The organism is Flavobacterium aurantiibacter (genome assembly GCF_002251775.1).
GTDB classification, from domain to species: domain Bacteria; phylum Bacteroidota; class Bacteroidia; order Flavobacteriales; family Flavobacteriaceae; genus Flavobacterium; species Flavobacterium aurantiibacter.
In genome coordinates, this window is the sequence record NZ_NOXX01000196.1 from 14699 (window position 1) to 36921 (window position 22223).

A 22223-nucleotide genomic window follows, 5' to 3' on the forward strand; every position below is an offset into this window, starting at 1 on the left:
CGAACTTGTAAACTCTATCTATGCGATTTACACAAAATTTCCTAAAGAAGAACTCTACGTACTAACAATTCAAAAAAAGCGATCTGCTACTTCGATTCCAACGAATATCGCTGAAAGTTGCGGAAGAAGCACGGATAAGGATTTTTGTAGATTTCAGTATCTTGCGTTTGGTTCTGCAAATGAGTTGGAATACCAAATTATGCTATCTGCGGAATTAAAATTTATAGACAACACCGAAAGCCAACACTTGTCGGAAAAAATTGAAGAAATTAAAAAAATGCTCAGCTCTTTGATTAGAAAAATTAATAGTTAGCGGTTAGCTAAAAGCTGTATGCTGAAAGCTGTATGCTAAAAATAAAACTAAAATATGTACCCATTACATAGAGGTAGAAGATTACGAACCAACGAATCACTCAGAAGCATTGTACGCGAAACCAGCTTATCGCCAACTGATTTTATGTTGCCGATGTTTATCGCCGAAGGAAAAGACGTGAAATCGCCCATTCCTTCAATGCCTGGAATTTTTCGACACTCGTTGGATTATACTTTAGATGAAGTTAAGAAGGCATACGACCTAGGCATTCGAGCCGTAAATATTTATGTAAAAGTTTCCGACCATCTTAAAGACAATACCGGAAAAGAAGCTTGGAACGACAACGGACTCATGCAAGAAGCAATCAAACGCATTAAAGACGCGGTTCCGGAAATGGTGGTTATGCCCGATGTAGCACTAGATCCGTACTCTTCATACGGACACGACGGAATCATCACCAAAGGAAAAATCGATAACGATGCCACCAACGATGCCTTGTGTTTAATGGCCGTTAGCCACGCAAAAGCCGGTGCCGATTTCGTGGCGCCAAGCGATATGATGGACGGACGCGTACTCCGACTCCGACAAGCGCTCGACCAAAATGGTTACCACGACGTAGGAATTATGAGTTATAGCGCTAAATACGCCAGTTCTTTTTACGGACCGTTTCGCGATGCCTTAGATTCAGCACCTGTGAGTACAGAAGAAGCTCCACGAGATAAAAAAACCTATCAAATGGATTACGCCAACCGACTCGAAGCCATTAGAGAAGTGCTCAGCGATGTGGAAGAAGGCGCCGATATGGTGATGGTTAAACCCGGAATGGCGTATCTGGATATTGTACGTGAAGTTCGAAATGCCGTACTAATTCCGGTGTCGGTTTATCAGGTTTCGGGCGAATACGCCATGTTAAAAGCGGCTGCCGAAAAAGGCTGGGTTGATCACGATGCCGTAATGCTCGAACAATTGTACTGCATTAAGCGCGCCGGAGCTAATCTGATTTCCACTTATCACGCATTACACGCTGCAAAATTGCTCAACAAATGAAAAACTTATTATTAGCTAGTGCGCTATTATTTTTGGTTTCCTGTAATGAAAAGGCTTCTAAAACCAATTCAAATTACCCAGCCGGAACCGAACCTGAAGTAAACATCGTAGAACAAGGAAAGGTTCTTTTTGAAGGTCGCGGAAATTGTACGGCTTGCCATAAAGAAGATCAAAAAGTAATTGGGCCAAGCATTCGCGAAATGGCACAGATTTACAAAACCGAAAAAGCTGATATGCAGGCTTTTTTGCGCGGTGAAACGCCCGCAATCATCGATCCGGAAAAGTACGAAATCATGAAGGTGAATTTAGAAATCACCAAAGCCATGACCGACGAAGAGCGCGCCGCCCTAGAAGCATACATTTACAGTTTCGCTCCTTAACCTAAAGCTCTTTAATGCAACATGCTGCCATTTATAAGGCTCCGTGGGGAAATTTGTACGTTCAAGAAACGAACGGACACTTACAACAAATACGAACTTTTTCAGGTACCGATTCGGTTTCCGAACCCAACTCATTTCTGACCGCTGTTTTTCAGCAATTAGACGAGTACTTTGCTGGAAAACGACAAACATTCGATCTTCCATTAGATTTACAAGGAACCGAATTCCAAATGCAAGTCTGGAAATTGTTGAAGCACATTCCGTACGGAAAAACACTGTCGTACAACCAGTTAGCCACCGCTTACGGCAACCCCAAAACGATTCGTGCGGTGGCAGCGGCAAACGGAGCTAACCCAATTCTAATCGTAATTCCTTGCCATCGCGTTATTGGAAGTAACGGCCAATTAGTGGGCTACGCCGGAGGCATGACCGCTAAAAAGCAATTGTTGTTGTTAGAAGGCGCCCTACCACCGGAGTTGTTTTAATTTTAAAAGAATTTTAATCGCTGATCTCCTACTATTGAATTGTTGCAAAGTCTAAAGCGCGGAAGTGAGACGCTTCTTGAAAAATAGTCGTTACTTTGCCTTCCTGAAAAGGCGTTATCACCATGAAGAAAATCGCAGAATTAACCGCAATTGTTCTCTTATTGCTTTTGATTTTTAGCCGTTGTGCGAAAGTGGGCACCATTAACGGCGGACCTTTAGATTCGATTCCTCCTGTTTTAGTTTCGGCCTCTCCGAAAAACTTTTCGACCAATTTCAATAGTCAGGTTATTAAAATCCGTTTTAGCGAATACGTTAAATTCAAAGACGTTAGCAAACAATTGGTGGTTTCGCCGCCACTAAAACAACAGCCCACCGTTACACCTACCGTAGCTGCAAAAGAATTTACCATACGCTTTCGCGATACGCTAAAACCGAACACCACCTATTGTTTAAATTTCGGAAACAGCATCCAAGATAACAACGAAGGCATTTCGCTAGAGAATTTTAGATACGTTTTTTCAACCGGCAGTACCATCGATTCGCTTACGCTGGAAGGTCGTGTTTCCGATGCACTCGAACGCAAACTCGATCCCGGAATTAGCTTACTCCTTTACGATGCAAACGAAAGCTATAACGACTCACTTGTGTACAAACAAGCACCGCGTTATGTAACTACCACGCGCGACAGTTTGAACAACTTTAAGTTCGAGTATTTAAAAGCCGGTTCCTACAAACTTATTGCACTCCAAGAAAAAACTGTAAACTACAAATTAGAACCCGCTTCGGAGAAAATTGGATTTAGCAGCACTTTTATCGAAGTTCCTAATACAGAAAGTCAGCAACTACGCGTATCTAAAGCTAAAAGCACTTTCAAAGCTGTAAACGCATCGTCGGCTTCGGCAAACCGCCTACTTATTGGATATTCCGGAACGGCCGATCAAGTTCAAGCCGAAATTTTATTTCCAAAAACTGATTTAAAACCCGTGGTTACAAAAATTCCGGGCAAAGATTCGTTGCACGTTTTTATTCCGCAGGGCAAAAAAGACTCCATCGGCGTACGCATCCGTTCAGGTGCCTATCAAAAAGACTTCACGGTCAAGTCGAAACTCCAAGCATCCGATAGCCTATCTATCTCTGCTGTAAAAGCAGGTACTTTGGCGTGGCGAGAAGATTTCGAACTACTTTCTTCGACACCAATAGCGCGTATCAACAAAGAGCTCATCTCGCTTACGCAGAATGGAAAACCGATTGATTTTAGCTTAACGGAAGACTTCGCTAATTTGAAAACCACTGTAAAGTTCAAAAAGGAGGAAGTTGCCAAATACGTTTTACAAATCCTTCCAAAAGCCGTTCAAGACATTTACGGACAAGAAAACGATAGCCTTAAATTTAGTTTTGGAACTCGTGCTTTATCCGAGTTCGGAAATCTGACGTTATCGCTTAAAAACGCCCCTAAATCGCCGCTGCTGCTACAATTAACCAACGATAAAGGAAAAGTTCTCTACGAAAGTGTGGTTTCGGAAAGTCAACAAGTGTTTTTTGAAGGCCTAGAACCCAATAAATTTTATGTTCGCGTAATTGTCGACACCAACGGAAACGGCGTTTTTGATTCGGGAAATATTCTTGAAAACAAACAACCCGAAGAGGTCATTTACTTCCCCGAACTTCTCGACGTACGCGCTAATTGGGATGTTAATCAAGATTTCGATCTGAGGCGTTAGCGCAAGTCAAAGGCGTCGGCATCGTTTAAAAACCCAAGTTTTTCCCTTTGCTGTCGCTGAAATTCAAAATCGATTTCCACGATTTCAGTACGATCGTCGTTCAATACCTGTACTTGGGTATTTCCCAAACAATCGATAACCGCACTATGGCCGGGATACGACAAGTTTTTTCCATCAACACCAATCCGATTTACGCCAATAACTGCGCTCATATTTTCAATAGCCCGTGCTTTCAAAAGCGTGTCCCAAGCGGTAATACGCGTTTCGGGCCAATTCGCTACGTAAATCAATAAATCGTAGTCGTTGTTATTTCTGCTAAAAACTGGAAAGCGCAAATCGTAGCAAATCTGCGGCATGATACGAATTCCTTTGTACAGAATAATTTCCCGACGATTGCCCGCTTCGAAATTTTGCTGCTCGCCCGCTAGCGTAAACAAATGGCGTTTGTTGTAGTGTTGAACCGCGCCGTTGGGAAATATAAAAACCAATCGGTTGTAGAATTTTCCGTGTTCTTCGATAACTAAACTTCCTGTAATGGCGCAATTTTTCGCCTTTGCTAACTGTTTTAGCTCCATTATCGTTTCGCCATTCATGGTTTCGGCAACCGCTGTAGGGTTCATGGTAAAACCGGACGAAAACATTTCGGGTAGTACGATTAAATCGACGTTTGCGGGTAAATCGTTAATCTTTTGCGTTATATGCCGCCTGTTTTCGGTTGGGTTTTCCCAGAATAATGTGGTTTGTATTAGAGCTGTTTTCATTTTTTTAAATTGGATAAAATTCATTTAACCCTTCAAGAGTTTAAAACTCTTGAAGGGTTTACTTGGATGAATAAAATTAAAAATCTATTTTATTGTTATTTCATCAATAAAAATAAAAGCATCGCCACCAAAACCTGTGTGCCATTCGGGTAGTTTGCCAAAGTTATAGGCTTTGATTTTTACATATCGCGCATTTATTGGTGTTGAGATACATCGGAAATCTTTAATGCTGTTTTCTTCTTGTTTAGGATTTACGTCATTACTGCTAATTCCAAGTGAAGTAATATTGACATTATCCACGGAAGTGTAATATTCCACTTTTGTTGGCATTAAAATCCATGAACGTTGGTCTTGCAGATAATTGGAATGAATTTCGGAGATGGATTTAATTTCCTGCAAATCGACAACGGCTTCAAAATCCTGACTGTGGTAACCTTGCCAATCGCCTTTGCACCAATTGGTTGTGCCGAAAATGCCGTCTAGTAAACCGTTAGTACCACCCGCATGATACTGCGGATTGTATTTGGACTTAATGTCAATTGTGTACTTGTTGGGTTTTTTGAAGAAGGTTGCCGAGATGGTGTCGCTAGTTTTCATCAAACTTAAAGACTGCAATTAATTAAACGTCAATTCAACATAAACCGGCAAGTGATCTGAAGGGTATTTTAAATCTTTAGAGTCGCTCAAAACAGCATATTTATTCACTTTAAACGAATTTCCCTTTGATAAAAAGATGTAATCAATGCGTTTTGTGACTGCTTCATTATGTTTAAAAGCGTTGAAAGTACCACTTGGACCAAAAGGTTTTTGATCGGAAATATCTTGACTGTCGATCATCAATTTCTTTAAATTGATAATTCGTTCTTCTGTAGGTTCTGAATTGAAATCACCTAATAAAACGACAGGATAATTTTTGGTGTTGAGCGCTTTGATTTTTAAGAGAATTACTTCTATTCCTTTGGTTCTGGCTATATCGCCTTGATGGTCTAAATGAGTGTTGAAAACCCAGAAGGTTTGCTTTGTTTCTTTATCTTTTAATAGAACGTAAGTACAAATTCTATTGAGTGCTGCATCCCAACCTTTTGAAATAATTTCGGGAGTTTCAGAAAGCCAAAAGGTATCGCTGGTAAGTACTTCAAATCGGTTTTTCTTAAAGAAGATATTAGACGATTCGCCTTTTCCGTTGCCATCACGACCTATTCCAACATAGTTGTATTCTGGCAAAGCCGATTTAATATCGATAACTTGATTGGGCAACGCTTCTTGAATTCCGAAAATATCGGGGTCATAAAAACCCAATTGTGAACAAAGAAATTCTTTTCGGTTTTGCCATTTGTTTTCTCCGTCAGATTCGAGATCTAAACGAATGTTGTAGGTTATTAGTTTTAAGTCTTGCGCAAAAAAAAGCCCATTACAAAAAATAATGAGCAGAATTGAAAAGGATAAATTTTTCATTGACTTTCAATGTTCGTGTTGGATTTGTAAAGATCGAATCTTTAGTTATTTACAATAAAAAACGCACCCAAACTAATGGATGCGTCTCAAAAATGTACGTTGTAAATCTTATTTTAAACTTGCCGCTAGGTATTCTCTGTTCATTCTTGCGATGTTCTCAAGCGAAATCCCCTTCGGACATTCCACTTCGCAAGCGCCTGTATTGGTACAGTTTCCGAATCCTTCTTCGTCCATTTGGCGCACCATGTTTAATACACGATCCGTGGCTTCTACGCGTCCTTGTGGAAGCAAAGCAAACTGACTTACTTTTGCAGACACAAACAGCATAGCTGACGAGTTTTTACACGTTGCTACACAAGCGCCACAACCAATACAAGTTGCCGCATCAAAAGCGCGATCGGCGTCATGTTTTGGAATTGGAATCGCGTTCGCATCAAGCGTATTTCCAGAAGTATTTACCGAAATAAAACCACCCGCTTGTTGAATTCGATCAAAAGCCGAACGGTTTACAGCCAAATCTTTAATCACTGGAAACGCTTTCGCGCGAAACGGCTCGATGAAAATCGTATCGCCGTCTTTAAACTTACGCATGTGCAACTGGCACGTGGTTACACCGCGGTCGGGTCCGTGTGCTTCGCCATTGATGTAAAGCGAACACATCCCGCAAATTCCTTCTCTACAATCGTGATCGAAAGCAACAGGATCTTGGTCTTTTTGAATAAGATCGTCGTTTAAAACGTCTAGCATTTCCAAAAACGACATATCAGGCGATACATTATCGATCGCATAATCGACCATCTTGCCTTGATCTTGTGCGTTTTTCTGCCTCCAAATTTTTAGATTAAGTTTCATATCTTATCTTTTTTGCCTTGCGGCTGTTTGGTATCAATTATTTGTAGCTACGAGTTACGAGTTTTACGTTGTCGTAAACTAATGGTTCTTTATGTAAAACGGCATCAGCTGGTTTTCCTTTGTATTCCCATGCAGCTACGTATGCAAAATTTTCATCGTCGCGAAGTGCTTCGCCGTCTGGAGTTTGATACTCTTCACGGAAGTGACCACCACACGATTCGTTTCGGTGCAGCGCATCTTTCGCGAAAAGCTCGCCCAATTCAAGGAAGTCGGCAACACGCATCGCTTTCTCTAACTCTTGGTTAAAGCTGTCGAGTGTTCCAGGAACTTTCACATTCTTATAGAAATCTTCACGCAATTCGGCAATTTCTTTGATGGCTTCGTTCAAACCTTTCTCGTTACGAGCCATACCAACTTTATCCCACATAATTTTTCCTAAACGTCTGTGGAAATGATCAACCGGTTGCGTTCCTTTGTTTGAAACGAATTTCTCTAATTGGTTGCGAACCGATTTCTCTGCTTCTTCAAACTCCGGTGTATCTGTTGGGATTTTTCCTAGCTTAATGTCTGGCGCCAAATAATCCCCGATAGTGTAAGGAAGAACGAAATAACCGTCGGCTAATCCTTGCATCAAAGCCGAAGCTCCCAAACGGTTTGCTCCGTGATCAGAAAAGTTAGCTTCACCGATGGCGAAACAACCTGGAATCGTGGTCATCAAATTGTAATCTACCCAAACGCCACCCATAGTGTAGTGTACCGCTGGATAAATCATCATCGGTGTTTCGTACGGATTCTCATCTACGATTTTCTCATACATCTGGAATAAGTTCCCGTATTTAGCTGCGATTACTTCTTTTCCAAGTTTTAGAACTAATTCTTTGTTGTTTTCGTCGAGGTGGCGAATACGCGCTTGATCTTTGCCGTAACGCTCGATGGCAGAAGCGAAATCAAGATACACAGCTTCACCTGTTTTATTAACTCCATAACCGGCATCGCAACGCTCTTTTGCTGCACGCGAAGCAATATCACGCGGAACTAAGTTTCCAAACGCTGGATAACGTCTTTCCAAGTAGTAATCTCTTTCTTCTTCAGACAACTGCGTTGGTTTTTTGCGTCCTTCGCGAATAGCTTTTGCGTCTTCCAGTGATTTTGGAACCCAAATACGTCCGTCGTTTCGCAACGATTCCGACATCAAAGTAAGTTTCGACTGGTGATCACCTGAAACCGGAATACAAGTTGGGTGAATTTGCGTGTAGCACGGATTTGCGAAGTATGCTCCTTTTTTGTGCACTTTCCAAGCAGCGGTTACGTTTGAACCCATAGCGTTGGTCGACAAGAAAAATACGTTTCCGTAGCCACCACTTGCAATAACAACTGCATGTGCTGAGTGGCGTTCGATCGCGCCAGTCATTAAGTTTCTTGCAATGATACCACGCGCTTTTCCGTCAATTACTACCAACTCAAGCATTTCATGACGCGCGTACATTTTTATTTTTCCGCGTGCAATTTGGCGGTTCATGGCCGAGTAAGCACCCAGTAGCAATTGCTGTCCGGTTTGTCCTTTAGCATAGAACGTACGAGAAACGAGCGTTCCACCAAACGAACGGTTGTCGAGTAATCCGCCGTATTCGCGAGCTAGTGGCACACCTTGCGCAACACATTGGTCGATAATGTTTGTAGAAACCTCAGCTAAACGATATACGTTAGCTTCGCGAGCGCGGTAATCGCCGCCTTTTACCGTATCGTAAAAGAGTCGGAACACCGAGTCACCGTCGCCCATGTAATTTTTTGCCGCGTTGATACCGCCTTGTGCTGCGATAGAGTGAGCGCGACGTGGCGAATCTTGAAAACAAAACGCTTTTACGTTGTAACCTAATTCGGCTAGAGTGGCCGAAGCCGAACCTCCTGCCAAACCTGTTCCAACCACGATAATGTCTAGATTTCGTTTGTTGGCCGGGTTTACAAGGTTGATTTTATTTTTGTAGTTCGTCCATTTCTGATCAATTGAACCTGCGGGTATTTTAGAATCTAAAGCCATAGCAAAAACTGATTAAATGGTGAAATGATGATATAAAGCAATTAGCGCAAAGCCCGCTGGTACCAAAATGGCAAAAGCGTATGCAAATCCGCGCAAACTGCGGCTGTATTTATTGTTGAATCCGATAGATTGGAACGACGACATAAACCCGTGGAGCAAGTGAAGTGCCAGCAACACAAAAGAAACCACGTAAATACCTACTCGAACCGGATCAACGAATTTCTGACGAAGTTCTTCGTAATAACGCGTCGGATCTTCTGGTTGCACATTGATGTACTTCACGTTCATTTCGTGAACCCAGAAATCGTAAAAATGCAAACCTAAGAATGCCAAAACAACAATTCCGGTGATGACCATATTTCTAGACATCCAGGAAGCGTTCGCGGCGCCGTTGTTCTTCACATATTTTATCGGACGAGCTTTTTTGTTTTGGTAGTCGAGATATAATCCCATGCAGAAGTGAAAAATTACACCGAAAATCAAAATCGGTTGCAATACAAATTGCACTACGGGGTTGTAACCCATGAAATGAGAAATCTCGTTAAAAGTATCTGGCGATACTACCGACATGGAGTTGATAAAAAAGTGTTGTCCTAAAAATAATATCAAAAATAATCCGGAAAGCGCCATGGCTACCTTTCGAGCTATCGACGATTTGAGCATACCATTGTTTGACATCGTGGGTCAGTTTAGTGTTAAAATCGCACAAAAGTACTGCAAGCCGACCTATACTACAACGTTTACTTTGTTATTTATACCCGTTTTAAAATGATTTTAGCTTTTGTTGAACGCATTTCGAAAAAATATCTGCTCACTACTGCGAAATCGTTGGCTTGGCAACGCCTGAATCGAGATTTTTGGGTAAGTTTACAACCCTATTCTTACACGTAAACGCTATGAAATATCTACCTATCGACAAGAACTTATTTGTAAAGAACCGCCGCAAGTTTACCAGCCAGATGAAACCATCGTCGGTAGCGGTATTTAATTCTAATGATATTTATCCGGTTTCGGCCGACAGCACCTTGCCCTTTGCGCAACACCGCGATATTTTTTACCTCACGGGCGTTGATCAGGAGGAAAGTATTTTACTCTTGTGTCCGGACGCTCCATATGAACACCTGCGCGAAATTTTGTTTTTGCGCGAAACCAACGAACATATTGCCGTTTGGGAAGGCGAAAAGTTAACCAAAGAACGTGCGTACGAGGTTTCGGGAATCAAATCGGTTTTTTGGTTATCGGATTTTGAAAAGGTATTGAAAGAAGTGATGACCTATGTGGAAATCATGTACATAAACACCAACGAACACTACCGCCAGAATGTGGAAGTTGAAACCCGTGAAGACCGTTTTGTGAAGTGGTGGAAAGCAAAATATCCGGCACATCAGGTGGCAAAAAGTAATACGATTTTGCAGTACATCCGCTCGATTAAAGAGCCGGAAGAAATTGATTTGATTAGACACGCCTGTTCGATTACCGAGCGCGGTTTCCGACGTGTATTGCCTTTTGTGAAACCCGGCGTCACCGAATACGAAATTGAAGCCGAGTTTTTGCACGAATTTGTGCGTAACCGTTCCAAAGGATTTGCCTACACGCCCATTATTGCTTCGGGTAACAACGCCAACGTGCTGCACTACATTGAAAACAACCAGATTTGCCGCGAAGGCGATTTGATTTTGTTGGATTTGGCTGCCGAATACGCAAATTACTCGAGCGACATGACGCGCACCATTCCGGTTTCGGGAACGTACAATGCACGTCAGAAAGCTGTATACAACGCTGTTTTGCGCGTAAAAAACGAGGCAACCGAAATGCTGACTCCCGGCACGCTTTGGAAAGAATATCACAAAGAAGTGGGAAAACTCATGACGTCGGAATTGCTCGGATTGGGTCTTATCGATAAAGCCGATGTACAAAATGAAAATCCGGATTGGCCCGCGTACAAAAAGTATTTTATGCACGGCACTTCGCACCATTTAGGACTCGATACACACGATTACGGACTGTTGCACTTGCCTATGGAAGCCAATATGGTTTTCACGGTAGAGCCTGGAATTTATATACCTGAGGAGAAATTTGGTATTCGTTTGGAAGACAATGTTGTGGTACAAGAATCGGGTGCGCCACTTAATTTAATGGCGAATATTCCGATTGAAATTGAAGAAATTGAAGAATTAATGCGCGGATGATTCGAACGTACAAAGGCGTTTCGGTAGGATATGAAATTGTTGGTCGCGGACCGGCTTTAGTTTTGTTGCACGGTTTTTTAGAAGACCGATCGATGTTTGAACCGTTTTTGGAATTGTGGAGTAAAACCTACAAGGTAATTGCCGTTGATTTGCTCGGACACGGCGAAACCGAGTCGAAAGGCTACGTGCATACCATGGAAGATCAGGCCGATATGGTTGTGGATTTACTGGACCAACTCAAAATAAAAAACGCGGTTTTCCTCGGTCATTCCATGGGTGGTTATGTGGCTTTGGCTGTTGCCGAATACTATCCGGAACGCGTAAAAGCCCTGATCATGCAAAATTCGACTGCTGTGGCCGATTCGGAAGAACGAAAGATAAATCGCGATCGGGCGATTGCTGCCGTAAAACAAGATCACCGCACTTTTGTGTACTTATCGATTGCTAATTTGTTTAGCGAAGCGAGTCGCGAGCGTTGCAAAGAAGAAATTGCACGACTGCGCGAAAAAGCCTTGCAAACACCGGTACAAGGTATTGTTGCAGCTTTGGAAGGCATGAAAATTCGGAAAGACCGTGAGGTGATTATTCACTTTGCGCCGTTTCCGATAATGTACATCGCTGGAAAACTAGATCCGGTCTTGCCGCTGACTGGAATTCAAGAACAGTTGCTTGGCTCTTCGGCCGAATTGGTCGTGTGCGAAGAGGGACATATGTCGCACATTGAAGATCCGGAACGATACACTGCGGCCGTGAGCAGATTTTTGAAATTGGTTAAGAAACTGAAATCTTGATAACGATTGCCCGCAGCCGCGATTGCAGTGGAAATACGGGCCGTGCAAGGGCGTGTGGAGGCTTTTTGGGTGCTGCGACCAACGGAAGCTGTATGCAAAAGCTGCCGGAACCGCCGTTGCGCGCCCAAATTGAAACGAAAAGCGCGAAAAGCTGCCCAAAAAACCACTAAAAATCGTTCGGTAAAATTTACTTTTTTTCCTTCTTTCGATCGGCGGTAAACGGAACGTCGGGATTGAGCATTTCGCTAATCACGTACGTCATGGCTTGTTGATACTGGTCAAAAACCGCTTGATCGATCACGGTATCCGAGGCGGCAAAGTTTTTAAGTTGCAGCACAATGGCGCCTTCTTTTGGGCTTCGCAACGAAATAATTCCAGCCTCGAACGTTTTAAATGGCGTTCCGCTGGCGGCTGCAAAAGCGTAGGTAAGCAGCTGTAAAACCTTGCTTTCTTTAAGATTGGCTTCGTGTTGTGCGGCGGCATCGAACTTGAGATAATTTCGATCTACGCGGCCCGTTTTGTAATCGAGCACGCGAATGGTTCCGTTTAGCTCATCGATACGATCGACTTTACCGGAAACGCGCACTGGAAAATCGAATTCTGGCACGGATAAATCGGCAGAAAGTTTTTGTTCTAAAAGTCTAATAATCAATGTATTTCCAGTAGCAACTAAGGCACGTTCGGCCTCGAGATAGGATTTAATGGTGGTTCGAGCAAAACTAATTTCGAGGAAATTTTGTCCGAAAGCCAAATCGCCTTCTTTGAATAAAATCTCGGCTTCTTTTTGCAGCAATTCGGGGAAAAGTGCGAGCGCTTTGTCATAGAAATTGGTTGTAAGCACCTGATTTAGATACGGTTCGTAGAGCTTTTCGAATACGTTATGAATGATCGTCCCGAGCGTATTTGCCGCGATGTTCTCCTCGACTTCGTCTTCGGGTCGCAAGCCGAGCAGGTACTGTTTGTAAAACTCGAGCGGACTTCTCAAATACGAATCGACTGCCGATGGAGACAAACCGTGGGCGAGCAATTGCTTGATTTGATTGATTAGTGTGGGCGTTTTAATGATTTCTTGAGGCGCTTCGGCTTTGGCTTCAACGAAAGTGTTGAAAATACGTTCCGTTATTTGGTGGTTGGGTGAGGGATCGAAAAGCAATTGCGTGATAAAGCGGCTGCGTTCGGCACTTTCGAAGCCTTCGGTATCGAGATTGTAGATGAGATCTACGTGTTTGGCACGTTGGAGCAAGTGGTAAAAGTGGTAGGAAAAAATAGCGTCTTTTTCGCGATAGGTTGGCAATCCGCGTTCGCGTTTCACATCGTGCGGAATAAAGCTATTAAAACTCTTTCCTGCGGGCAGTTTTCCTTCGTTTAGACCCAAGACTAGGACGCGTTCGAAATCGAGCGTTCTAGACTCTAAAATACCCATAATTTGGAGTCCTTCGAGCGGTTCTCCTTCAAAAGAAACGGTGACGGTTTTAAGCAGTTGTTTTAGAATTTGAATGGCTTGGTCGATATCGAGTGTAATTTGTTGCTGTGCGGTTTCGAGGTATTCGGACCATTTGGCCACAACGCGTGCAAATTCGAAGAGATAGCTCAGTTGCAATCTGCTTTCGCGTTGCTCTACGGAAAGCGTGGGTTTGAGCAAGTTGATGATCGTGGTGAGATACGCGGGCAGATTACTTCCGTTGGGTTCGATATCGGTTAGGATGGCGCGTAGGAGCGGATCCTCGGTGCGTTGAAGTAGCCTGTTGCTGTTGCAGAAGGCAATGTTATTTTCGGTTAAATACTGCAAGATTTTGTTGGCTTGCCTTCCGGAAATGAAATTGTGCGACAGTACGCGAAGCAAATCGCGGTGGTAAATACTGCCGCCTTTTCGTTGTTTTGCGGCAAGTTGCATGCGAAGAATATCTTTAAACAACTGTACTACCGAGGACTTTTCTAACGGCAAGCCCATCGTAATATTCAGTGTTTCGATATGCGAGGGTAGCGCAGCTAAGAGCGGTTGCAGCAGCGATTCGTCGGCTAAGACTACTGCTATTTTAGAAAGATGTTCAGGATTTTGCTGAACCCATTCGTTCAGGATTTGCGCGGCAATTTTCACTTGTCCGATGCGTCCGGTAGTTCCGAGGCAATTGATTTCTTTGTGTTGACTGAACGCATCGGTGATAAAATTCATGTTTTGTGATCGAAACTGCGGCCAGGTTGTGGCGTAGCGTCTCAGAAATAGTCCTGCGTCGTGTGTTTTATCGGCGAATAAGGTTTTATCGATATCGAAAAAAATCTGTGCTTTGCCAAGTTCCATCAGACTTTTGATGATGCGTTCTTCGGCGGCATTTAAGGCGTTAAATCCAGCGAAGAAGAAGTGTTCGTTGGTATTAGCTGCAAACGCTTGGATTTGCTCGGTTGCGAGGCGATATGCCAATCCTTGATAAGCGAGATTGAGCTGCAGTAAGCGTTCTTTGAGCGCATAATAGTATTTTGGAAGTTGGTTCCAAAAGTTGAGATAACGTTTAAGCAGCGGCGTATCGTCGGGGTTTGCGCCCCACTTTTTGATGTCGTCTATGGCTTTCAGGTAGTCGAATATCGCGTCTGGATTGAGCAGATAGCGGTCGATTTCGTTGAAATCGGCTAGTGCAGTTGGTGCCCAATTGGCGAAAAACGAGAAATCTTGAATGTTTTCGTGGCTAGTAACGGACTTGTAGACGTTGTAAAACTCGAGCAATAAGTTGAGTTCTTCTATAGGATTAGCTCCACTAACCTTTGAAATGAATTCTTCGACGCTCCAGATTTCGGGTGCAAAAACGGGAGTTTGGCAGTTGGCTCGCAGTTCGCGAAGCAGAAAAATTTTGGCGCGTTTGCTGGGAAGAATCACTATGGGCCATTCTCCTATTTTCTCGCGGTGTGCGAACATTTCGGCACTTAAAAGTTGTAGAAAGGTATTAGCTGCCATTGATTTTGCTGCTTTGGATAGAAAAAAGATTATTCGGGTTGCACTTTAATAGTGCCTTGTTCACGTGATTTTACGGTCGAAAGCACGTTTTCAAATTTAATACGTATGGAAATCAATTCAGAAAAAGCGTACAAAACAAACTTAACGATTTTGAAAGATTACTTTGTTCCGCGGTTTTCTCGGAATTTAAAATCAAGCGAAAGCTACAAAAAGTAGAGAAATAGAGCTTGAAAAGCTATTGTTTTTATGATGTAGAAAAGGAAGGTGAAAACCTTGAACAGCTTTGGTTAAGAAACGGAAATCTTAAAAAAGCGCATAAAAAAAGGCTGCATATAGCAGCCTTTTAGTACTTTATAGTAGTGGAATTAGTTTACTAATTTCACCTCAACACGACGGTTGTTAGCTTTTCCTTTAGCTGTTTTGTTAGAATCGATTGGCTTGCTTTCTCCAAAACCAGCAGAAGTTAATCGGCTAGCGGCAACACCATTTTCGATCAAGTAATTTTTAACAGCTGCAGCGCGCTCCTCAGATAATTTCTGGTTAGCAGCATCTTTACCATCGCTGTCGGTGTGACCTTCGATAGAGAATTTTGCAGTTGGATATTGTTTCAAGATTGCAGTGATTGACTGAAGTACTGCGAAAGTTTCTTGCTTGAATGAAGACTTACCGCTATTGAACAAGATTGTTTTAGCGTAAGCGTTTAAGCGGTCTACAGCTTCAGAAGTGATTGCTACTTCTGGGCAACCGTTGTTAGAAGCTACACCTTTCACGTTTGGACACTTATCGTCTTTGTCAAGAACTCCGTCTCCGTCTGTATCAGGGTAAGGACAACCTTGGTTATCTCTTGGACCTTTGGTAGTTGGACACTTATCGTCTTTATCGGCAATTCCATCGCCATCTGCATCTGGACAACCTTTCAATGACTTAATACCTGCAACATCAACACATGCATCTTCGCTGTCTTGAATTCCGTCGCCATCAGTATCTGGACAACCAGCGAATGCAGCTAAACCAGCTACGTCAACACATGAATCGTCTTTGTCAAGAACGCCGTCTCCGTCTGTATCCGGACAACCATTAAGGTTTTTAGGACCTGCTACATCTGGACAAGCATCGTATTTGTCGTAAATACCGTCGTTGTCAGTATCAACTCCACCAAATCTAAAAGTCAAACCAACTAAATGTTGGAAATGCGTTGGAATACCTGTTGCACGGTCGGCGTTTGCGCGGTTGTCTGCAAATGAATATTTGTAAACTGCTTGCCAAGAAAGACCTACAGTTTCTGCAAACCAGTAAGTTAAACCTGCACCACCGTTCAAGGTAGCTGCGTCGAAATCACCAACCCACTGGTAACCACCACCAATGCTCAATGTAGGCTCAATAACCTTAGATTTGATTAATGGCATGAAGCTATAACGGATGTGTCCGTCAAGTGCATAATATTCTAAATCTCCAGGATTTACCGCCACATAATCCATAGGATTTACATCAGACTGATAAACCAATTTAGTGATTCTGTTTATAGAACCCGTTGCACCAACAGAGAAACCATCCGCCAAATAGCGGTTTAGGCTAACGTAAGAAACAGAGGGAAAGATATTCCAGTTGTCTTTTACTTTGAAGGGTTGATCAAAAACACCACTTCCATTAGCGCTAGTTCTCGTGTCAACAGCATTGACACCAAACGACAATGCCCAAGGGTTGTCACCATCTTGCGCCTGAGCGCTGAGGCCTAGTACTAACAACGAAGCAGCAAAAAACTTGTTAAGATTTTTCATACTTGAGTTATTTAGTTACGTAATTAGTTCTGGCAAAAGTAAGTTGATATTTCTTATAAAAAAAGTATCTGTTAAAAATCGTGAAAGAATATAAAAATTCTTTTAAATTATAGAAAGTTCTTTCCCAACTTTAGTAAATGCCTGGATCGCTTTATCTAGATGCTCAACAGTATGTGCTGCCGACAATTGAACGCGAATTCTTGCCTTCTCTTTGGGAACAACTGGGAAGAAAAAGCCAATGACGTATATCCCTTCTTCCAGCAGTTTTGCAGCCATATTTTGTGCCAATTTTGCGTCGTATAACATCACTGGAACAATTGCCGAATCGCCATCAATGATGTCAAAACCTGCTTTTTTCATTCCATTCTTGAAATAATTTGTGTTAAATTCCAACGTGTCGCGTAAGCTTGTATCGGTCTTCAACAGTTCAAAAACCTTTAACGAAGCGCCTACAATTGCTGGTGCCAACGAGTTAGAAAACAAATACGGGCGCGAGCGCTGACGTAAAATTTCGATGATTTCTTTCTTTGCTGTTGTATATCCGCCCATCGCGCCACCCAGAGCTTTACCTAAGGTACCCGTTATGATATCCACACGACCCATAACGTTTTTTGCTTCCAGCGTTCCTTTACCAGTAGCTCCGATAAATCCCGCTGCATGACATTCATCCACCATCACTAAAGCATCGTAACGCTCGGCCAAGTCACAAATCTGATCTAAAGGAGCAACCAGTCCGTCCATCGAAAATACACCGTCGGTTACTATCAATTTAAATCTGTGGTTTTTCTCGGTAGCTGCAATTAGTTGTTGTTCTAAATCAGCCATGTTGTTGTTTTCGTAGCGATAACGTGCTGCCTTACACAGACGAACACCATCGATAATCGAAGCGTGATTAAGACTGTCGGAAATAATGCAATCGTGTTCGCCCAACAGCGGTTCGAAAACTCCACCGTTTGCATCAAAAGCTGCAGCGTACAAAATGGTGTCTTCCGTTCCGTAAAAGTCGGCAATGGCTTGCTCTAACTGCTTGTGAATGTCTTGAGTTCCACAAATAAACCGCACCGACGACATTCCAAAACCGTGCGTATCTAATGCATCTTTTGCTGCTTGTACCACTTCTGGATGCGACGACAATCCCAAATAGTTATTCGCACAGAAATTTAAAACCGTCTGACCTGTTGAAATGGTTATTTCTGCCCCTTGTGGAGATGTAATAATGCGTTCTTGTTTAAACAATCCGTTCTCGCGAATTTGCTCAAGCTCTGCTTGCAAATGCTGTTGAATTTTGCCGTACATACTTTTTTTATTTGTCTGCCAAAGTTATGAACCTAAGTTCGATTTAAAAATTTTATCGGAACTGCTTTCTTTGCGCGGTTAGCAATATATTCTTTGTCGCTTTAGGGAACTAATACAACCTCCAGTTCTTCCGAAGTATAAACCAAGGCTTTCTTTACAACTTCTAATCCCATTTCTTGCAAAACTGCTGCATATGAGTCCAATTGTTTCGCGTGTTCACCGCGTTTACTTCCGGTTTTGTAGTCCAATAATGCAACCTGATTTTTATTCAAAAAACTCACGCGATCAGGTTTTAAGATCGGTGCATGAGCTGAAAGTATAGCCTGTTCGGTTATGGTTTTAACGTCGCGACTAAAAAACTCGCTTAAGTCGGGATGCGCAACTATTTTCTGCATTTGTACGCTGATCGGCGCTAACTCGTCGGTTGTTAACTTGCCCGATTGCACGGCTTTTTCGATCACGTTTTGCACGTCTTCTTGCTGTTTTACTTCGGCTAATAATTCATGCAGTAAAATCCCTGTTGCCAGCGCTTTCTCGGCAGCTGATCCCCACAGCAGTGCGGCTCGATCGGCAATTTTTATGGCATTTCGCTGTTCTTTCTGAGGTGTTCGCGATAAATAATCCACAGAGATGCTGTCGGTAGTGGCTGTTTTTGAAGTTGTATCATCTCCAAAAATAAACGATTGCGATTCTAACGCTTGCATACCAGAATCGGTCGCAAAATTGGTCAAAATAGTTTCAATGTTAAACGGATTTGAACTCGATTTCGGCGGCGGAACTGTCACAATATGTAAATGTTCCTCAGCGCGAGTAAACGCCACATAATACTGATTCATTTTATCCGTTTGTCGCTGTTGCTGTACTTCTGTGAAAACAGCACCAGCCGTGTCGTTCAATACGTCCAATTTTGCGTTCGAATCGATTAAGGTGAGCGGTAATTCTATGTCTTCTGCTTCGTTCGGAATCCACAACTTCTCTGGTGGAGCATTTCGCGGTGTAGCAACAAAGGGGTAAATAACAACGGGAAATTCGAGTCCTTTTGACTTGTGTACCGACATCAACTTCACGGCATCCACTCCCGGTGGCGGCGCTACAGCAACTTCCAAACCTTTCTTTTCTTCTAAAAACTCCAAGAAATCTTGCAAACCTGTGAGTCCTCTCGCTTCACATTGCAAAGCTAAATCGCCAAAAACCTGCAAATACGCATCGCTAAACGCGTGTTGTTTTTGCGCTTCTAACCAAACCGTACACAGGTGAATTACTTCAAAAATACTCATCAAGCGCAGTGTGTCGAAATTTGCTGGAAAAGCAACAGACTCTGGGAAATCAACTTTTTTCATTTCGCGCCAGTGTGCCAGATTCGAAGCGATATACGCGTCGACAGTCAAAGCTGTTTGCAATTGGGCTAGCTGGTACAAAAATTCAAACTGGCCGTTAGTATCCTCGGGATTGTACAAAAGTTGTAGCAAGGCTTTTATCAACTTAACATCGGGCGAGGCTTTTATTTGCAGCGATTCGGCGCTCAAAATCGGTATGTTATTCTCTAGTAAAACCTCGGATATCTTGTACAATTCGGCATTCTTATTACTGAGAACGGCTATATCTTGGTATTTGAATCCCAAACTTAAAAAATGGCGAATCGAATCAATAACCACATTTTCGTGTTCGGCAATTTCAGATACCGTAACTCGAACACTACCGCCCTGCTTGCTGTTTGGCTTCTGCGATGCTGTTTCGCTGTATAGTGCTTTGGTGGATTCACTGGCTAGAAACTCTTTCGAATAATCAAAAAACGCGTTGTTAAAAGCAATGACGTTACTAAAACTTCGGTAATTGGTATCGAGTACAAAAGTTTGTACATCATCGTTCACAAAAGGTTTATTGGTCTGGTTGGCAAGTCCTTGCAACAATTCTGCTCGCCCACCGCGCCAACGATAAATGGCCTGTTTCGGATCACCAACAATCATTAAAGTTCCTTTGGTACCGTCTTCCGACATGCCGGCTGTGGTATTGTCGATTAACGGAACCAAATTGTTCCATTGCAGCACCGAAGTATCCTGAAATTCATCAATAAAAAAATGATCGTACTTCCCTCCTATTCGTTCGTAAATAAATAGTGCCGGTTGTTGTTGTAAATTATTGGCAATTATTTCGTTGAATTCAGATAGTGGAATTTCGTCTCGCTCGCGCTGCACTTCTCGAAACTCTTTGCGAATTTGCAACAGTAAAGACATCCCAACAATCTTATCTACAATTAATTGAAATCTGCTTTTTCGCGTACGGAGCTCATAAATCAGTTGCATTTTAGCAAGCAGTTTTTCTAAATCTGAAAGCAAGGCCGGCGTATCAAATCCTTTTTTAACGCGAAGCGATTCAATACTCTCGAACTTTTTGTCGAAATACTTGTCGTCTTGCGTTTGTATTTGCGAAATAAACTTAGAATTTGCTGCTATAAACGGACCCTGCTCCCACAGTCGGTCGAAATCGGCTTTTACCTCGGCCGCTCGTTTGGCGAGCTCTGCTTTTGCTTCCGAAATTTTCTGCCGAAGTTGCTTCTGAAAACTGCGGAAATCGAACATACTGAAATCGCGCAATTCTTCTAATCCCGATTTAAAATCGTCTTTAGTAATTACTTCGGCATCGCGATACAGCTGTTGCTGAAACATCCGATGACTGTTGCCTTCTTCAACATTATTCTCCAGATGTTCCAACAAAATTTCGGTCAAAATGGGATCGTTTCCTGCATCGTTAATCACTCGTTCTACCGCCTCTTGCAAAATGGTTTTGGTGTCGAGCGTAACATCGAAATTTACCGGTAAATCGAAATCGACAGCAAAAGCACGGATAACTCGATGTGTAAATTTATCGAGGGTCATGATGTCGAAGGAGGCGTAATTGTGCAACAAGTTCTTGACGATGGCGTTGGCATGCTGCTGAATTTCTTGCTCCGATTTTCCTATTTCACTGCTAATTAAAGCGCGGTATTCTCGCATTTTGTCGGACGGTTCATCGAGCGAAAAGGCGTATAAACTTTCCAAAATCCGACTCTTCATTTCGCTGACGGCTTTGTTGGTAAACGTAACCGCCAAAATGCGTTTGTAGGCATCAACACGCGGGCTACATAGCAGGATTTTCAAATACTCTTTAACGAGTGTATAGGTTTTACCCGATCCGGCCGAAGCGTAGTAAATTGAAATTGATGGAGTTTCAGAAATTGTCGGCATGTTTTAAGCAGTTTTCTAAACGCAGATTTTTTTTTCACAAATTAGCTAAAATATAACTTTACTTTACCAATAAGCCCGAGATTTATTACCTAAATTTGAAGTCCTTTTGTTAAACTTAAAAACAACATTATGGCTTTTGAATTACCAAAATTACCTTACGATTACAACGCTTTAGAACCGCACATCGATGCGCGCACGATGGAAATCCATCATACAAAACACCACAATGCCTACACAACCAATTTGAACGCTGCGATTGCGGGAACTGATTTAGAAGGACTTACAATTGAGAACATTCTAATCAATCTCGACAAGAAAAATGCTGCTGTTCGCAACAACGGAGGCGGTTTTTACAACCACAATTTGTTTTGGACTGTATTGTCGCCAAACGGCGGTGGTTTACCAACGGGCGATTTAGCGGCGGCTATTGAGCGCGACTTTGGAACTTTCGACGAGTTCAAAGCAAAATTTGCGAAAGCGGCAGCAACACAATTTGGCTCAGGCTGGGCTTGGCTTTGCGTGAAATCAGACGGAAAACTTGAAGTGTGTGCAACGCCAAATCAAGACAATCCGTTGATGCCGGAAGTGGGCTGCGAAGGAACGCCAATTTTGGGATTAGACGTTTGGGAACACGCGTATTATCTGAACTATCAAAACCGTCGTCCGGATTACATCGAAGCGTTTTTCAACGTAATTAATTGGACGGAAGTAGCACGCAGATACGCACTCGAAAAATAAGTTAAATCTTTGATTTTCTGAAATTTAAGAACCGTCTCTTCATTAAGGAATGAGGCGGTTTTTTATTTGGGCAGTTGCCGGCTACGTCCTTACGAAACAATTGCGGAGCGCCGGCACCGCGCCATTCGCTATATCCCCGTCTGACGTCGGGGGATGCCGCTGCTGTCGCTACTGCGGAAAATCGTTCCAAAAAAACGAGCATAAAAAA

17 protein-coding genes and 1 pseudogene are annotated in these 22223 nt (G+C 42.7%); 8 read left to right on the forward strand and 10 right to left on the reverse strand.

Annotation, left to right across the window (positions count from 1 at the left end):
* Position 1: 1 nt before the first annotated feature.
* The 5 genes and pseudogenes from CHX27_RS08410 to CHX27_RS08430 all read left to right on the forward strand — a co-directional run.
* Positions 2-313 (forward strand): annotated as a pseudogene (locus CHX27_RS08410) (four helix bundle protein); the annotation flags it as partial.
* Positions 314-367: 54 nt separating this feature from the next.
* Complete coding sequence (gene hemB, locus CHX27_RS08415) at positions 368-1360, forward strand: porphobilinogen synthase (RefSeq protein ID WP_094486322.1); 993 nt, start codon at positions 368-370, stop codon at positions 1358-1360.
* Positions 1357-1740, forward strand: coding sequence for a c-type cytochrome (locus CHX27_RS08420; RefSeq protein ID WP_094486323.1), 384 nt, complete (start codon positions 1357-1359; stop codon positions 1738-1740). The genes hemB and CHX27_RS08420 overlap by 4 nt, the downstream gene beginning before the upstream one ends.
* Positions 1741-1754: 14 nt before the next feature.
* Positions 1755-2225, forward strand: coding sequence for a methylated-DNA--[protein]-cysteine S-methyltransferase (locus CHX27_RS08425; protein WP_094486324.1), 471 nt, complete (start codon positions 1755-1757; stop codon positions 2223-2225).
* A 122-nt stretch (positions 2226-2347) separates the two neighbouring features.
* Complete coding sequence (locus CHX27_RS08430) at positions 2348-3946, forward strand: Ig-like domain-containing protein (RefSeq protein WP_094486325.1); 1599 nt, start codon at positions 2348-2350, stop codon at positions 3944-3946.
* Here CHX27_RS08430 and CHX27_RS08435 read toward each other — a convergent pair.
* The 6 genes from CHX27_RS08435 to CHX27_RS08460 form a co-directional block, all read right to left on the reverse strand.
* Positions 3943-4707, reverse strand: a complete 765-nt coding sequence (locus CHX27_RS08435; RefSeq protein ID WP_094486352.1) for a nitrilase family protein — start codon at positions 4705-4707, stop codon at positions 3943-3945. The two genes, CHX27_RS08430 and CHX27_RS08435, sit on opposite strands and share 4 nt — an antisense overlap.
* A gap of 84 nt (positions 4708-4791) precedes the next feature.
* Complete coding sequence (locus CHX27_RS08440; protein WP_094486326.1) at positions 4792-5304, reverse strand: discoidin domain-containing protein; 513 nt, start codon at positions 5302-5304, stop codon at positions 4792-4794.
* A gap of 18 nt (positions 5305-5322) precedes the next feature.
* On the reverse strand, positions 5323-6162 hold the full coding sequence (locus tag CHX27_RS08445; RefSeq protein WP_094486327.1) for an endonuclease/exonuclease/phosphatase family protein: 840 nt from the start codon (positions 6160-6162) through the stop codon (positions 5323-5325).
* Between the two features lie 108 nt (positions 6163-6270).
* Positions 6271-7014 (reverse strand): succinate dehydrogenase/fumarate reductase iron-sulfur subunit, encoded by a 744-nt coding sequence (locus CHX27_RS08450; RefSeq protein ID WP_094486328.1) that lies wholly within the window; start codon positions 7012-7014, stop codon positions 6271-6273.
* Between the two features lie 37 nt (positions 7015-7051).
* A complete protein-coding gene (locus CHX27_RS08455; RefSeq protein WP_094486329.1) occupies positions 7052-9052 on the reverse strand; it encodes a fumarate reductase/succinate dehydrogenase flavoprotein subunit in 2001 nt (666 codons plus the stop codon).
* 12 nt (positions 9053-9064) lie between these two features.
* On the reverse strand, positions 9065-9730 hold the full coding sequence (locus tag CHX27_RS08460) for a succinate dehydrogenase cytochrome b subunit (protein WP_094486330.1): 666 nt from the start codon (positions 9728-9730) through the stop codon (positions 9065-9067).
* A 218-nt stretch (positions 9731-9948) separates the two neighbouring features.
* Between CHX27_RS08460 and CHX27_RS08465 the strand changes: the two genes are divergently transcribed.
* A complete protein-coding gene (locus CHX27_RS08465; protein ID WP_094486331.1) occupies positions 9949-11241 on the forward strand; it encodes an aminopeptidase P family protein in 1293 nt (430 codons plus the stop codon).
* Positions 11238-12032: an alpha/beta fold hydrolase gene (locus CHX27_RS08470; protein ID WP_094486332.1), complete on the forward strand. Its 795-nt coding sequence runs from the start codon at positions 11238-11240 to the stop codon at positions 12030-12032. The genes CHX27_RS08465 and CHX27_RS08470 overlap by 4 nt, the downstream gene beginning before the upstream one ends.
* A 187-nt stretch (positions 12033-12219) precedes the next feature.
* Here the strand turns inward: CHX27_RS08470 and CHX27_RS08475 are convergent, their stop codons facing one another.
* The 4 genes from CHX27_RS08475 to CHX27_RS08490 form a co-directional block, all read right to left on the reverse strand.
* Positions 12220-14979 (reverse strand): PD-(D/E)XK nuclease family protein, encoded by a 2760-nt coding sequence (locus CHX27_RS08475; protein ID WP_094486333.1) that lies wholly within the window; start codon positions 14977-14979, stop codon positions 12220-12222.
* Positions 14980-15344: 365 nt separating this feature from the next.
* Positions 15345-16757, reverse strand: a complete 1413-nt coding sequence (locus CHX27_RS08480) for an OmpA family protein (protein WP_094486334.1) — start codon at positions 16755-16757, stop codon at positions 15345-15347.
* A gap of 102 nt (positions 16758-16859) precedes the next feature.
* The gene (kbl, locus tag CHX27_RS08485) at positions 16860-18053 is read right to left on the reverse strand and encodes a glycine C-acetyltransferase (RefSeq protein ID WP_094486335.1); all 1194 of its coding nucleotides are present in this window, start codon (positions 18051-18053) and stop codon (positions 16860-16862) included.
* Positions 18054-18154: 101 nt separating this feature from the next.
* The gene (locus CHX27_RS08490; RefSeq protein ID WP_094486336.1) at positions 18155-21277 is read right to left on the reverse strand and encodes a UvrD-helicase domain-containing protein; all 3123 of its coding nucleotides are present in this window, start codon (positions 21275-21277) and stop codon (positions 18155-18157) included.
* Positions 21278-21406: 129 nt separating this feature from the next.
* Here CHX27_RS08490 and CHX27_RS08495 point away from each other — a divergent pair, with 129 nt between their 5' ends.
* Complete coding sequence (locus CHX27_RS08495) at positions 21407-22015, forward strand: superoxide dismutase (RefSeq protein WP_094486337.1); 609 nt, start codon at positions 21407-21409, stop codon at positions 22013-22015.
* Positions 22016-22223 lie beyond the last annotated feature (208 nt).

Excerpts from the sequence above, each read along its gene's own strand:
- CHX27_RS08430 (WP_094486325.1), top strand. The coding sequence starts at position 2,348 with ATGAAGAAAATCGCAGAATTAACCGCAATTGTTCTCTTATTGCTTTTG.
- CHX27_RS08495 (WP_094486337.1), top strand. The coding sequence starts at position 21,407 with ATGGCTTTTGAATTACCAAAATTACCTTACGATTACAACGCTTTAGAA.
- CHX27_RS08480 (WP_094486334.1), bottom strand. The coding sequence starts at position 16,757 with ATGAAAAATCTTAACAAGTTTTTTGCTGCTTCGTTGTTAGTACTAGGC.
- CHX27_RS08470 (WP_094486332.1), top strand. The coding sequence starts at position 11,238 with ATGATTCGAACGTACAAAGGCGTTTCGGTAGGATATGAAATTGTTGGT.
- CHX27_RS08465 (WP_094486331.1), top strand. The coding sequence starts at position 9,949 with ATGAAATATCTACCTATCGACAAGAACTTATTTGTAAAGAACCGCCGC.
- CHX27_RS08455 (WP_094486329.1), bottom strand. The coding sequence starts at position 9,052 with ATGGCTTTAGATTCTAAAATACCCGCAGGTTCAATTGATCAGAAATGG.
- CHX27_RS08445 (WP_094486327.1), bottom strand. The coding sequence starts at position 6,162 with ATGAAAAATTTATCCTTTTCAATTCTGCTCATTATTTTTTGTAATGGG.
- CHX27_RS08460 (WP_094486330.1), bottom strand. The coding sequence starts at position 9,730 with ATGTCAAACAATGGTATGCTCAAATCGTCGATAGCTCGAAAGGTAGCC.
- CHX27_RS08450 (WP_094486328.1), bottom strand. The coding sequence starts at position 7,014 with ATGAAACTTAATCTAAAAATTTGGAGGCAGAAAAACGCACAAGATCAA.
- CHX27_RS08490 (WP_094486336.1), bottom strand. The coding sequence starts at position 21,277 with ATGCCGACAATTTCTGAAACTCCATCAATTTCAATTTACTACGCTTCG.
- CHX27_RS08420 (WP_094486323.1), top strand. The coding sequence starts at position 1,357 with ATGAAAAACTTATTATTAGCTAGTGCGCTATTATTTTTGGTTTCCTGT.
- kbl (WP_094486335.1), bottom strand. The coding sequence starts at position 18,053 with ATGTACGGCAAAATTCAACAGCATTTGCAAGCAGAGCTTGAGCAAATT.
- CHX27_RS08435 (WP_094486352.1), bottom strand. The coding sequence starts at position 4,707 with ATGAAAACAGCTCTAATACAAACCACATTATTCTGGGAAAACCCAACC.
- hemB (WP_094486322.1), top strand. The coding sequence starts at position 368 with ATGTACCCATTACATAGAGGTAGAAGATTACGAACCAACGAATCACTC.
- CHX27_RS08425 (WP_094486324.1), top strand. The coding sequence starts at position 1,755 with ATGCAACATGCTGCCATTTATAAGGCTCCGTGGGGAAATTTGTACGTT.
- CHX27_RS08440 (WP_094486326.1), bottom strand. The coding sequence starts at position 5,304 with ATGAAAACTAGCGACACCATCTCGGCAACCTTCTTCAAAAAACCCAAC.
- CHX27_RS08475 (WP_094486333.1), bottom strand. The coding sequence starts at position 14,979 with ATGGCAGCTAATACCTTTCTACAACTTTTAAGTGCCGAAATGTTCGCA.